General features: G+C 64.1%; 13 protein-coding genes and 1 tRNA gene. 7 read left to right on the top strand and 7 right to left on the bottom strand.

All coding sequences use genetic code 11. The features are described 5' to 3' along the window. Positions 1–44: 44 nt before the first annotated feature. Together AC3WJR_RS04080 and smpB are read right to left on the bottom strand one after the other, a co-directional pair. A complete protein-coding gene (locus AC3WJR_RS04080; RefSeq protein ID WP_492722503.1) occupies positions 45–632 on the bottom strand; it encodes a DUF2062 domain-containing protein in 588 nt (195 codons plus the stop codon). Next, positions 625–1,107, bottom strand: a complete 483-nt coding sequence (smpB, locus tag AC3WJR_RS04075) for an SsrA-binding protein SmpB (RefSeq protein WP_354280195.1) — start codon at positions 1,105–1,107, stop codon at positions 625–627. The genes AC3WJR_RS04080 and smpB overlap by 8 nt, the downstream gene beginning before the upstream one ends. A 185-nt stretch (positions 1,108–1,292) precedes the next feature. Here smpB and AC3WJR_RS04070 point away from each other — a divergent pair, with 185 nt between their 5' ends. Further along, the gene (locus AC3WJR_RS04070; protein WP_354280193.1) at positions 1,293–1,694 is read left to right on the top strand and encodes an acyl-CoA thioesterase; all 402 of its coding nucleotides are present in this window, start codon (positions 1,293–1,295) and stop codon (positions 1,692–1,694) included. Positions 1,695–1,790: 96 nt separating this feature from the next. Here the strand turns inward: AC3WJR_RS04070 and dapA are convergent, their stop codons facing one another. Further along, the gene (gene dapA, locus AC3WJR_RS04065) at positions 1,791–2,672 is read right to left on the bottom strand and encodes a 4-hydroxy-tetrahydrodipicolinate synthase (protein ID WP_492722501.1); all 882 of its coding nucleotides are present in this window, start codon (positions 2,670–2,672) and stop codon (positions 1,791–1,793) included. Between the two features lie 88 nt (positions 2,673–2,760). Here dapA and AC3WJR_RS04060 point away from each other — a divergent pair, with 88 nt between their 5' ends. The 3 genes from AC3WJR_RS04060 (at position 2,761) to AC3WJR_RS04050 (ending at position 5,632) form a co-directional block, all read left to right on the top strand. Continuing rightward, positions 2,761–4,752: a lytic transglycosylase domain-containing protein gene (locus AC3WJR_RS04060; RefSeq protein WP_492722499.1), complete on the top strand. Its 1,992-nt coding sequence runs from the start codon at positions 2,761–2,763 to the stop codon at positions 4,750–4,752. Positions 4,753–4,758: 6 nt separating this feature from the next. Next, positions 4,759–5,262: a transcription elongation factor GreB gene (greB, locus tag AC3WJR_RS04055; RefSeq protein WP_492722498.1), complete on the top strand. Its 504-nt coding sequence runs from the start codon at positions 4,759–4,761 to the stop codon at positions 5,260–5,262. Positions 5,263–5,356: 94 nt separating this feature from the next. Next, the gene (locus AC3WJR_RS04050; RefSeq protein WP_354280185.1) at positions 5,357–5,632 is read left to right on the top strand and encodes an acylphosphatase; all 276 of its coding nucleotides are present in this window, start codon (positions 5,357–5,359) and stop codon (positions 5,630–5,632) included. 96 nt (positions 5,633–5,728) lie between these two features. Here AC3WJR_RS04050 and ettA read toward each other — a convergent pair whose 3' ends face one another. Next, on the bottom strand, positions 5,729–7,408 hold the full coding sequence (gene ettA / locus AC3WJR_RS04045) for an energy-dependent translational throttle protein EttA (protein ID WP_492722496.1): 1,680 nt from the start codon (positions 7,406–7,408) through the stop codon (positions 5,729–5,731). A gap of 220 nt (positions 7,409–7,628) precedes the next feature. Here ettA and AC3WJR_RS04040 point away from each other — a divergent pair, with 220 nt between their 5' ends. Both AC3WJR_RS04040 and AC3WJR_RS04035 read left to right on the top strand, forming a co-directional pair. Continuing rightward, entirely contained in the window at positions 7,629–9,035 is a 1,407-nt protein-coding gene (locus tag AC3WJR_RS04040) for a M20/M25/M40 family metallo-hydrolase (protein ID WP_492722495.1), read from the top strand. Positions 9,036–9,186: 151 nt separating this feature from the next. After that, positions 9,187–9,453 (top strand): hypothetical protein, encoded by a 267-nt coding sequence (locus tag AC3WJR_RS04035; RefSeq protein WP_354280180.1) that lies wholly within the window; start codon positions 9,187–9,189, stop codon positions 9,451–9,453. A gap of 95 nt (positions 9,454–9,548) precedes the next feature. Here AC3WJR_RS04035 and AC3WJR_RS04030 read toward each other — a convergent pair whose 3' ends face one another. Further along, the gene (locus tag AC3WJR_RS04030) at positions 9,549–10,178 is read right to left on the bottom strand and encodes a tetratricopeptide repeat protein (RefSeq protein ID WP_492722493.1); all 630 of its coding nucleotides are present in this window, start codon (positions 10,176–10,178) and stop codon (positions 9,549–9,551) included. Between the two features lie 113 nt (positions 10,179–10,291). Between AC3WJR_RS04030 and AC3WJR_RS04025 the strand changes: the two genes are divergently transcribed. Then, positions 10,292–11,038, top strand: coding sequence for an HAD-IIB family hydrolase (locus tag AC3WJR_RS04025; protein WP_492722492.1), 747 nt, complete (start codon positions 10,292–10,294; stop codon positions 11,036–11,038). 150 nt (positions 11,039–11,188) lie between these two features. Here AC3WJR_RS04025 and AC3WJR_RS04020 read toward each other — a convergent pair whose 3' ends face one another. Both AC3WJR_RS04020 and AC3WJR_RS04015 read right to left on the bottom strand, forming a co-directional pair. Then, positions 11,189–12,241, bottom strand: a complete 1,053-nt coding sequence (locus AC3WJR_RS04020) for a Leu/Phe/Val dehydrogenase (protein WP_354280176.1) — start codon at positions 12,239–12,241, stop codon at positions 11,189–11,191. A gap of 26 nt (positions 12,242–12,267) precedes the next feature. Next, positions 12,268–12,344: transfer RNA gene (locus tag AC3WJR_RS04015), tRNA-His, on the bottom strand. Positions 12,345–12,391 lie beyond the last annotated feature (47 nt).

The raw sequence follows: 12,391 nt of genomic DNA, 5'->3' as shown, positions 1-12,391 counted from the left end.
TTCAAATCGAACGAAAGCCCGCGTGTTGTATTCCTCCGACACGCCTAGTCAAACGGGTTAACAAAATTCCTTCGGATCGATCGCTTGCGCCACTTCCGCCCGATCCGGACCCGCCACACCAGGCCTGCGGCGACATAGCCGATCACCGCGAGGATCGCCGACAGAACCGCCAGCCCCACGATTGTCGCCGGGCCGACCTGCGCGGCGAACGTGTGCAACCAGTCGACATGCGCGGCTACGTTGCTTGCGATCGGACGACCCGGCACGCTGCGATCCCACTGCAATACCCAGATCCCGATATGATAGGCGCTGAAATAGATCGGCACGCTCGTAAGCGGGTTGTGCAACAGCGTCGTCGCAACGGCGACGGGCACATTGGCGCGCACCGGCAGCGCCGCGAGTGCCGCAACGGGCGCGTGTACGAACGGGAAAAGGATTCCACTCACGACCCCTAGCGCGACGCCGCGCGGAACCGAACGCCGTGTGAAGCGCCACAAGGCGGGGTGCAGGATGCGATGCGCTACTGGTCGGAGGAAGCGGTTGCGCGCGATCCCGTCGCGTGTGGGAATATGCCGCAGAATGACAAGCCACAGACGCGCGACAACGCCGACGGGGCGGGTCGCCTCATCCACGATCGCGCATCAATCGGCCCTGCTCGCGCTTCCAGTCACGCTCCTTGATCGAATCACGCTTGTCGTGCGCCTTCTTGCCCTTGGCGAGCGCGAGCTCGACCTTCGCCCTCCCGGTCGAATTGAAATAGATCATCAGCGGGATGAGCGTCATCCCGTCCCGGTTCACCGCACCGTGCATCTTGTTGATCTCGCGCGCATGGAGCAGCAATTTGCGCGGACGCTTGGCTTCGTGGTTGTAGCGGTTGCCGTGGCTGAACTCGGGAATGTTCGAATTGACCAGCCAGATCGCGCCATCCTTCGCTTCGGCGTAGCTCTCGACGATCGACCCCTGCCCCGTGCGCAGCGATTTGACCTCGGTTCCGGTCAAGGCGATTCCCGCCTCGAAAACCGTCTCGATGGAATAATCATACCGCGCGCGCCGGTTCTCGGCGACGATCTTGGTTTTTTCGAATGTTACGGGTTTGGGACGCGCCATGTCGGGCGATGTAGGGCGGAAGTCGGGTAAGCGAAAGCCCTGCGCGCGCGACCGTGTGTCGATCGCGGGGGATCGTTCCGGCCTGCGCGACGTTTCCCAAATACGAGATGTCACCCCGACATATTTGTTAAGGCACGACACGCTAAGGTCTCGCACCGCCGACCTTTCTCGGATAGGATTACCCGATGGCCCAGTTCGCGTCACACAACTTCCCGATCGCCATCGATGCGGCAGACATCGATTTCATGGGCCACGTCAATAATGCCTCGTATCTCAAGTGGGTACAGGCTGCCGTGATCAGCCACTGGCAACGCTTCGCCCCTGCCGAGGCGATCACCACGCATGCCTGGGTCGCGCTCAAGCACGAGATCACCTATCGCAAGCCGACGTTTCTCGACGATGAGGTGATCGCAACCGTCTTGCTCGAAAAGGTTCAGGGCGCGCGCGCTTTTTACGAAACGATCATCAAGCGCGGCGAAGAAGTGCTGGCCGAGGTCAAATCAAGCTGGTGCTGCCTCGACATCGAAACCAAGCGACCCGCGCGGCTTGGCCAAAGCGTGATCGATCGGTTCTTCGCCAAGGACTGACGCTGTCGCCGTGGCGGACCACGGCGATAACGGCTCGAGCTGTTTCGACTCCTGTTCTCCTGCTCTCACAGGAGAATATCAGTCCCGCAATCGGCCTTACGCCATTCCCGCCGCTTCCAGTCCCGCATCGACGGCGCGCTGGCTAGCCTCGCTGGGCCACGTCATCGGCAGGCGCAACGCCGTCGGGAAGGCCGGACGGACCCGGTTAAGCGCATATTTGACCGGCCCCGGCGACGCATCCGTGAAAAGCGAACCGTGCAACGCAAACAGCCGATCGTGGAGCGCCAGCGCAGCTGTATAGTCCCCCGATGCGCAGGCCGCCTGAAACTCTGCACACAGACGCGGCGCGACGTTCGCCGTCACCGAAATGCACCCCACGCCGCCAGTCGCGTTGAATGCGAGCGCCATGTCGTCATTCCCCGACAATTGAATGAACCCATCCGGACATGCCGCCCGCTGCGCCGATACTCGCTGGATCACGCCGGTTGCGTCCTTGATCCCGATCACGCTCGGTAGCGCATGCGCGATCCGCCCGACCGTCTCGACGGCAATGTCGGTAACGGTCCGGCCCGGCACATTGTACAGCACGATCGGCAAGTCGCTGCTGTTGGCGACCGCCTCGAAATGGCGGAAGATCCCTTCCTGATTGGGTCGGTTGTAATAGGGCGGGACCATCAGGGCGGCATCTGCCCCGGCTGCTTTCGCCGCCGCAATGTTGTGGATCGCAACGCGCGTATCGTTCGACCCCGCCCCCGCGAGCACCGGGACACGCCCGCGTGCCTGATCGACGCACACTGCGACGATGTGGAAATGCTCTTCCGCCGTCAGCGTCGCCGCCTCGCCGGTGGTGCCGCACGGGACAAGCCCCGCCGATCCTTCTGCGATCTGCCATTCGACGAAATCGCGATATGCCGCCTCGTCGAAAGCGCCGTCTGCAGCAAACGGCGTGACGAGCGCCGGGATTGATCCCGAAAACATACTGTTATGCTCCTGCGCGACGGTCATTCCGTCGCTTTTACGTGTTTTTCGACGGGACAAATACGGACAGGAAGCATACTCTGTCCACATGATTGCAGCGTTGTACAAATCGGGTCTTCTCTTGGCTGGTATCTCGAGCCTGGCGGTGCCGGCGGATGCTGTGCAGGAACAACTCGGTTGGGGGCGCGCTACGCAGATCCTGACCGGAACCAATGCTTCCAATGTCGCAATCGCGGCGACGATTTCGGAATGGAAGACGCTCCAAAGCCCCGGCTTCGGTTTCGATCGCTACGCGACCTTCCTGATCGCGCATCCCGGCTGGCCGAACGAAATGGCACTGCGTCGGCAGGCGGAACGTGCACTCGAGACGCCGGGCTGGTCGCCAGCTACCGCCGTCAGCTACTTCCGACGCCTCCCGCCGCTGACCGGAACCAGCCGCACTCGCTACGCCGACGCGCTCGCGGCCACGGGCGCGCGTGCTGAAGCCAATGCGGCGGCACGGGCCGCATGGATCTCCGGAACGATCTCGCCGGTGGACGAGGCGCGGATCCAGGCATTCTACCCCGGTGCGCTGAGCCCGGCGGATCAGGATGCCCGCATGGACATGCTCTTGTGGCAGAACTCTACGCTTGCGGCACAGCGCCAGATCGGCCTCACCAGCATGGCACGCCGCCCGCTGTTCGAAGCGCGCCTCGCGTTCCGCACCAACGCCCCGGATGCGTCGGATCGCGCGGCGGCAACGCAGGCGATGGGAAGTACCGATCCCGGCTGGCTCGCCGACCGCGCGATGTGGTTCCGGTTCAACAGCGCATCGAACAGTGCGCGCAGCACGCTTGCGCAGCGGCTGCCGCTGGCGTCCGTACCCGCAAGCCCCGAGCAGTGGTTCGAGACGTTGCTGACCAACGCCAAAGCCGCCGCCAACGACGGGCAGATCGCGGTGGCCTATGACATCGCGCGCCGCGTCGATGACGCCTATCCCGCGGGGACCGACGTCAGCACGCGGCCCTACGGTGAACGCGACGATTACACGAGCCTCGTCTGGCTGGCCGGTCAGGCGGCGATGAAGCAGATGAACCGTCCGGCCGATGCTACGGGACTGTTCCTGCGCTACGCCAACGCTTCGCGCACGCCGACGACCCAGTCCAAGGGCTTTTACTGGGCGGGTCGCGCCGCAGAGGCAGCCGGACGCCGGGCGGAGGCCAACGGCTATTACACCCGCGCGGCCGGCTTCCGTGACATGTTCTATGGCCAGCTCGCGATCGAGCGGCTTGGGCAGACGCTCACGGCACCGGGTACCGCGACGCTGCGGCCGGTCGATGCCGCGACACGGACAGCGTTTTACGCACGCGAGACCGTCCGTGCCGCGCAATATCTCGGGGCAACCGGCGCTTGGGCCGACCAGACTGCCTTTGTGCGTCAGATCGCCGCAGACGCCACCACCGACGCCGACCATGTCCTTGCGTCCGAAGTTTCGCGCACGCTCGGCCGCCCCGATCTCGGCGTAATGGTCGGGCGCAGCGCTTTGCAGAACGGCCTTAGCGAATATTCGACCGTCGGCTTCCCGAGCGTCAAGGTTCCCGTATCGAGCCAGGACGACTGGACGATGATCCACGCGATTGCGCGGCAGGAAAGCCAGTTCGATCGTGCCGCGGTCAGCCACGCCGGCGCGCGCGGGCTGATGCAGCTGATGCCCGGCACCGCACGCGAAACCGCGGGCAAGATCGGCCTGTCCTATGATCCTTCCGCACTGACCACCGACACCGATTACAACATCATGGTCGGATCGAGCTATTTCCGGAAGATTTTCGGCATGTTCGGCAGCTATCCGCTAGCCGTCGCCGCCTATAACGCCGGGCCGGGCAACGTGAACAAATGGCTCCGCACCAACGGTGACCCGCGCATGGCGGGTGGCCCCGACATGATCGACTGGATCGAAGCGATCCCGATCTACGAGACCAAGAACTACGTCCAGCGCGTGCTCGAGAATGCGGTCGTCTATGACCTGATGAACCCGTCGCGGGCGCGGTCGTCCGGGCCGAACCGGGTCAGCTGGTATCTGGGCAAACGCACGCCGGGCTGAACCGCGATGGATCGTCCCAATTACATCACCCCCGCAGGCTACGCCGTGCTGAGCGCGGAATATCGGCAATTGCTGGGCGACGAACGCCCCAAGCTGGTCGACGTCATCAGCTGGGCGGCCGGCAATGGCGATCGGTCGGAGAATGGCGACTATATCTACGGTCGCAAGCGGCTGCGCGAGATTGACCGCCGGCTGGGGTTCCTGGCACGGCGGATGAAGGCCGCAAAGGTCATCGATCCTGCGGCGCAACCTGACCGTACGCGTGTCTGGTTCGGCGCGACCGTCACGATTGCGGACGAAGACGACGACCATCGCACACTCATGCTGGTGGGGGACGACGAGACCGACGCCGCGGCGGGGAGGATCGGCTGGAATGCGCCGATCGCGCGTGCCTTGCGTGGCGCAGGGATCGGGGACGTCCGCCGCGTAAACCTCCCGGCGGGCGAACGCGAATATGAGGTTATCGCGATCAGCTATCCCGAGCGCGAACCCTCCCTTTCCGACGTTTGATCGATCGTTCGATCGGACGAGGTGCGCTCCCCATCGCCGACGGTATATCCAGCCTGATGGTCAAACGGCAATTTACGATGTTGGGTAGGCACGGATGATGATGCAACGCGTGTTCGTCAGCGGCAAAGTCCAGAATGTCGGCTTCCGCGACTGGGTCGTGCGTCGCGCGAGCGAGCTCGATTTGACCGGTTGGGTGCGCAACCGCACCGATGGCCGGGTAGAGGTGCTCGTCATTGGGGAAGAAGCGATCACCGCGCGGCTGATCGCGCTTTGCCACGAAGGGCCAGCGATGGCGCGGGTCGATCATGTCGTGGTTGAAGTGGCCGACGAACGGCCTCCCAAGGGTTTTACCAAACGCTTTACGGCCTGATATTCCCGCCCTGCGCCTGCATCGTGGCGGTTGCGCCAACCTTCCAGAACGTAACATCCCTTCCCCGGCGCAAGCCGGGGAAGGAGATCGGTTAGCTCAGCGTGTGAGCTTCTTGTACGCCAGCCGCGTCGGACGATCCGCCGCATCGCCCAGACGACGGCGCTTGTCTTCCTCATACGATTCGAAGTTCCCCTCGAACCACTCGACATGGCTGTCGCCCTCGAACGCGAGGATGTGCGTCGCGAGACGATCGAGGAAGAAGCGGTCGTGGCTGATCACCACCGCGCAACCCGCGAACGACTCCAGCGCCTCTTCCAGCGCACGCAGCGTCTCGACGTCGAGATCGTTGGTCGGCTCATCGAGCAGGAGGACGTTGCCACCCTCCTTCAGCATCTTGGCGAGATGGACGCGGTTGCGCTCACCGCCCGACAGCTGGCCGACCTTCTTCTGCTGGTCCTGGCCCTTGAAGTTGAACGCGCCGACATACGCCCGCGTGCCCAGCTCCTGCTTGCCGAACCGGAAGATCTCGAGCTTGTCTGAGATTTCCTCCCAGACGTTGTTGTTCGGGTCGAGATCGTCGCGCGACTGGTCGACATAGCCGAGCTTGACCGTCTGGCCGACTTCGATCGAGCCCTCGTCCGGCTGTTCCTGACCCGTGATCAGCTTGAACAGCGTCGACTTGCCCGCGCCGTTCGGCCCAATCACGCCGACAATCCCGCCCGGCGGCAGGACGAAGTCAAGGTTGTCGAACAGCAGCTTGTCGCCATACGCCTTGGTCAGGCCTTTCGCCTCGATCACCTTGCCGCCGAGACGCTCGGGCAGCTGGATCAGGATCTGCGCCTTACCGATCGAGCGGTTCTCCTGCTTCTCCATCAGCTCGTCGAATGCGCGGATACGCGCCTTGGACTTGGTCTGGCGCGCCTTGGGGGTCTGCCGCATCCACGCCAACTCGTCCGAGATCGCCTTGGCCTTGCCCTGCTCCTCGCGCTCTTCCTGCTCGAGCCGCTTGACCTTCTTTTCCAGATAGCCGGAATAGTTGGACTCGTAGGTGTAATAGCGCCCGCGATCGAGCTCGAGCACCCAGTTGACGACGTTGTCGAGGAAGTAGCGATCGTGCGTCACGAGGATGACGTTGCCGGTATATTCCTTGAGATAATTCTCGAGCCACGCGACGCTCTCGGCGTCGAGATGGTTGGTCGGCTCGTCGAGCAGCAGGATACCCGGCTTCTCGAGCAACAGCTTGCAGAGCGCGACGCGACGCTTCTCACCACCCGACAGGTTGGTGACCGCGCTGTCGCCCGGTGGGCAACGGAGTGCTTCCATCGCCTGTTCGAGCTGGCTGTCGAGCGCCCAGCCGTCGGCGGCGTCGATCTTGGTCTGGAGATCGCCCATCTCGTCCATCAGCGCGTCGAAATCGGTGTCGTCCTGCGGATCGCCCATTTCGGCCGAGATCGCGTTGAAACGCTCGACCATCAAAGCGACGGGACCCGCGCCCATCTTGACGTTTTCCATGACGGTCTTGGTCGGGTCGAGCTGCGGCTCCTGCGGCAGATAGCCGACTTTGATCCCGTCCGCGGCCCACGCCTCGCCGGTGAAGTCCGGGTCGATCCCGCCCATGATCTTCATCAGCGTGGACTTGCCCGAACCGTTCGGCCCGATGATCGCGATCTTCGCGTCGGGCAGGAACTGCAGGTGGATGTTGTTGAGCACCGGCTTGGGCGCACCGGGGAAGGTCTTGGTCAGGCCCTTCATCACATAGCTGTACTGCACGGCCATAGCCGATGATGCTCCGTTCACATGAGGCTGGAAATATGACCTTCATGTAGCGAGCATGCGGTGGATTGGCAACGTGGCCGCCGGTGGATACGGTGGCTGCTCGACGCGGGGGGCGTCACGAACCGGACCTGAGATCCGCGCGCGTCCTGTCCCTTGCACGCACCCGCGCCGCCGACTCCGTCGCCCCGGCAAAAGCTCGCCTTCCAAGGAGTGTCCCTGCATGACCATCCGTTCGCTGTTTCTCGCGTCGACTTTGCTGGCCACCCTTTCCGCTCCGGCTGGCGCGCAGCGCGCCTTGCCCACGGCAGTCGCCCCCGATCCAGCGGTTGCCGCAATCCGCGACAAGGCGCTGCAGGACGACGTCGCCTATGACATCGTCTCGGGTTTGACGACCGAGATCGGCCCGCGTCCGGATGGCTCCCCCGCCGAAGAACGCGCGCGGCAGTGGGCATTGGTCAAACTGAAGGCCCTCGGCTTCCAGAACGTCCGGGTAGAACCGTACGAACTGAAGAACGTGTGGATTCGCGGCGCCGAAACCGCCGAAGTCGTCGCCCCCTTCCCGCAGCCGCTGCGGCTGACCGCGCTCGGTAATTCGGGCGCGACCCCGGCCAAGGGACTGACGCTGCCAGTCGTCTATTTCCCGAGCTTCAACGATCTGCTGCTTGCCCCCGCCGGCAGCCTGAAGGGCAAGATCGCGTTCGTGTCCAACGCGATGCAGCCGACGCAGGACGGCTCCAGCTATGGCAGCCAGGGCGGCGCGCGCTTCCTGGGCCCTAACGTCGCCGCAACGAAGGGCGCTGCCGCGATTGTGATCCGGTCGATCGGGACCGATCATGGCCGTGGACCACATGCGGGCACGACCAACTTCGCGCCGGGTGTCACGCCAATCCCCGCCGCCGCGCTGTCCGTCGCAGATGCGGAGAATCTCGAACGCATGTTCAAGACCGGCAAGCCCGTCTCACTGCACCTCACGCTGACCCCGACCGTCGTCCCCAGCCGCACCTCGGGCAATGTCGTCGCCGAAGTCCCCGGTTCTGACCCGACGGCTGGCATCGTGTTGATCGGCGGCCATCTCGACAGCTGGGATCTTGGCACCGGCGCGATCGACGATGGCGCGGGCGTAGCGATCACCGCTGCAGCTGCGAAGCTGATGATGGCCGCAGGTACGCCGCGCCGAACGATCCGCGTGGTTTGGTTCGGGGACGAGGAAACCGGCGGTTTCGGTGGCGAGGCTTATGCCAAGGCACATGCGAACGAGCAGCACACGATCGCATCCGAATCCGATTTCGGCGCTGACCGTGTGTGGCGCTTCAACGCCAACCTGCCCGACAGCGCCAAGCCGGTGGTCGATCGCCTCGCCGTCGCACTCGCGCCGATCGGTGTGGTGCGCGGATCGGACAAGGCGCATGGCGGCACCGATGTCGAACCGACGCTGGCGCTCGGCGGCGGTGGGATTGACCTCAACCAGTCGGGCTTGCGCTACTTCGATTACCATCACACGCCCGAGGATACGCTCGACCTGATCGACCCCGCGCAGCTTCGTCAGAACGTTGCCGCCTGGGCGACGATGCTCGCGGTCGTCGCCAACGCGCCCGAGACGATCGGACCGGTCCGTACGAAACAATGACCTCGGCTCGTCGCAAATATGGCTGAAACATGGCAGAACTGTATCGCTAACCGCGATTGCGGATTGACGCACCGCAGCGACCCGTTATGCCACCGGTCTTCGCGGCGGCACCTGTTGCCGTGAAATGCCTTATTTGCTTGGGAGCAATTGCATGAAGAAGACCGCCCTTGTTCTCGTCGCCGCCGGCCTGGTTTCGCTCGCCGCCTGCAACAAGAACCCAGAAGCTGCTGCGATCGAGAACAATGCTGACATGGTTGCCGACGCAGTCGACAACAACGCAGCGATGATCGACGACATGGCGTCGAACACCTCGAACGCCACGGCTTCGGCAGTGCTCGACAACAAGGCCGACACGCTTCGCGACCAGGCTGACAACATCCGTGACGCAGGCGACGAAATGGCTGACAACGTCCAGTAAGGACGTTGGCGCCGAGCCATTGCTCGGATGCTTGACGAAAGGGCGCTACCGCATCGCGGTGGCGCCCTTTTTTCTTGCCCGGCGACCCGGCGAGATTATTGCTGCATCTGCGCGATCATCGCGTCGAGTGCGGCAAGCCGCAGGGCGATTTCTTCGCGATACGGGGCCGCCCGCGGTGACAAGGCCAGCGCCCGCGCCCAATAGGCGCGCCCTTTGCGGAAATCCCCCGACTGGACATAGGCCAGCCCCTCGAAGAACGGCGGCGCGGGATGTTCCGGTGCAAGCCGTGTGGCCTGATCGAACGCCAGCCGTGCCGCAGGCGATACCGCACCGCCGTCATGCTGCGCGATCGCGGTGCCCAGCCCGGTCCACAAGGTCAGGCTTCGCGGATATTGGTTCGCCCCCATCAGCACGATGCGAGCACCGCTGTCGCGGCTACCGCTGCGCATCAGTGCATCCGAGGCGATGAGATAGGCGCCGTCCCCGGTGAAGCGCCCAAGCATCTGGTCGCGCAATTCGATGACTTGCGGGTAGACCGCGACCGGATCGGCATTGTCCTGCACCGGATGACCGGGCAATCCGGCGCGTTCCTGTATCGCATAGCCCGCTGCGCCGAGCATCAGCGCGGCCCCGACCGTCGTCCACAGCGTGCGTGCCACGCCCGCGATCCAGAGCACCGCGAAGGTCGCAACTCCGAACAGCACCAACATGACCCAACCGCTCACGCGCGTGCTTCCAAAGATGTACTCATGCCCCGACCATGCGCGGGATCCGCGTCATGGGCAACCGGGAGCCGCGTCTACGCGTTGCTTCCGCACCTTCCTTTCGGGATATCTTCATGAAGAAACTCATCGCGTTCGACCTCGACGGCACGCTCGCCGAGAGCAAACAGCGGATCGGCGAACCAATGGCGACGCTATTGGCGAACCTGCTGGAGGTGGCGCACGTAGCGGTCATCTCCGGGGGTGACTGGCCGCAATTCGAGACGCAGGTGGTCACCGCCCTCCCCAATCAGGCCCGTCGAGATCGCCTGTTCATCATGCCCACCACCGGGACCAAGCTGTACCGCTTCGAGAACAGCGCATGGGTGCAGGTCTATGCCGACGTCTTCCCGTCCGACCAGCGAGACCATATCCTGCAGGCGCTCGATGCGGCGGTGCGCGAGGCTGGGTTTGCCGACGAGAAAATCTGGGGCGAGCGAGTCGAGGACCGCGGCAGCCAGATCACCTTTTCGGGACTCGGGCAGCAGGCACCGCTCGACGCCAAGAAGGCGTGGGATCCCGATTTCGCCAAACGCAAGGCGATGCAAGTGCTGCTGCGCAAGGCGCTCCCCGATCTGTCGGTCAACATCGGCGGATCGACGTCGCTCGACATCACGCGCAAGGATATCGACAAGGCGTATGCGATGCGACGCCTGTCGGATGCCTCGGGCATCACGACCGCGGACATGCTGTTTCTAGGCGACGCGATCTACCCCGGTGGCAATGACGACGCGGTGCGCGCAGCAGGAATGGATACGATCGCGGTGCGCGACGTGGAGGACACGATGACCGCCGTACGCGCGATCATCGCATGCCTGAGATAGGGTAAACTAAATTGATTGCTGCTTCCCCGGCGAAGGCCGGGGCCCAGTAGTAGAAGTCGCTGCAACTGAGCGCAGCGCCCGGAGACCTACCGTTTCACTCCTGGGCCCCGGCCTTCGCCGGGGAAGCACTAAAATTGAGGGGGACGCGCGTTACGCGCGCCCGATCAACTTCCGTGCCATCGCGTCGGCAACGTCCGACGCCGGCGAACCCGATCGTTCGCTCTCGTCCCAGATCGCGACCAGACGGTCCGGGATGCGCGCGATGCGTGATTCGACTTCGGCCTGGTCGCCATGCCCGAGATATTCGAGCCCGACGTTGATGATTCCGCCCGCGTTGATGACGTAATCCGGCGCGTACAGAATGCCACGCGCCTGCAGGGTAGCGCCCTCTGCCTGGGTTGCGAGCTGGTTGTTTGCGCCGCCCGCAATGATCTTGGTCTTAAGGGCGTCGATCGACTCCGGCGTCAGGATCGCGCCCAGCGCGTTCGGGCTGACGATGTCGGCTTCGGTCGACAAGATCGCGTTTGCCGGAACGGTGTGGCCACCAAGCTCTTCGGCGAGCGCCTGTGCGCGTCCCGCGTTGACGTCCGACAGCGTCAATCGCGCGCCGTCTTTGGCGAGCAACCGCGCCAGACCGCCACCGACGCTGCCGACGCCCTGGATCGCGACGTGTACGCCGCGCATGTCGTCCGCGCCCAGACCGCGCTTCGCTGCCGCCTTGACGCCGAGATATACGCCCATCGCGGTGTACGGCCCGGGATCGCCGCCGGCGCTGCCAGCCGCAACGGGAAGACCCGAGACATGCTTGGTCATCGTCGCGATCGTCTTCATGCTCGCTTCGGACATGCCGACGTCTTCCGCCGTCACGTACCGTCCACCGAGCGATTCGACCGCACGACCAAACGCCTCGAGCTGTGCCTGGGTGATCGTGTCGCCCGGGTTCGCCGCGAGCACGACGCCTTTGCCGCCGCCCATCGGCAGGTCGGCCATCGCGTTCTTGAAGCTCATTCCGCGCGACAGACGCAGCGCATCGGTGATGGCGCGCTCATGATCGGCGTAATGCCAGAACCGGACCCCGCCCGCCGCCGGCCCGAGGGCGGTCGAGTGGACCGCGATCACAGCCCGCAGGCCGCTCGACGGATCGGTAAAGAGATGGACGCCTTCGTGGTCGTCGAAATCGGGGAAACCCCAGCCGGTGGTCAAAGCGAATTCCTGGCTGCTAGAAAGAATGGGGCGACCGACGGGACTTGAACCCGCAACATCCGGCATCACAAGCCGACGCTCTAACCAATTGAACTACGATCGCCGCAGAGTGAGCGCCCCTAGCGGGACCAAGGCCCCACCGTCAAGAAT

The organism is Sphingomonas sp. FW306-05-A (assembly GCF_058782275.1).
Note: the sequence above shows the minus strand (reverse complement) of the source record. Positions and strands in the feature narration are given on the sequence as shown.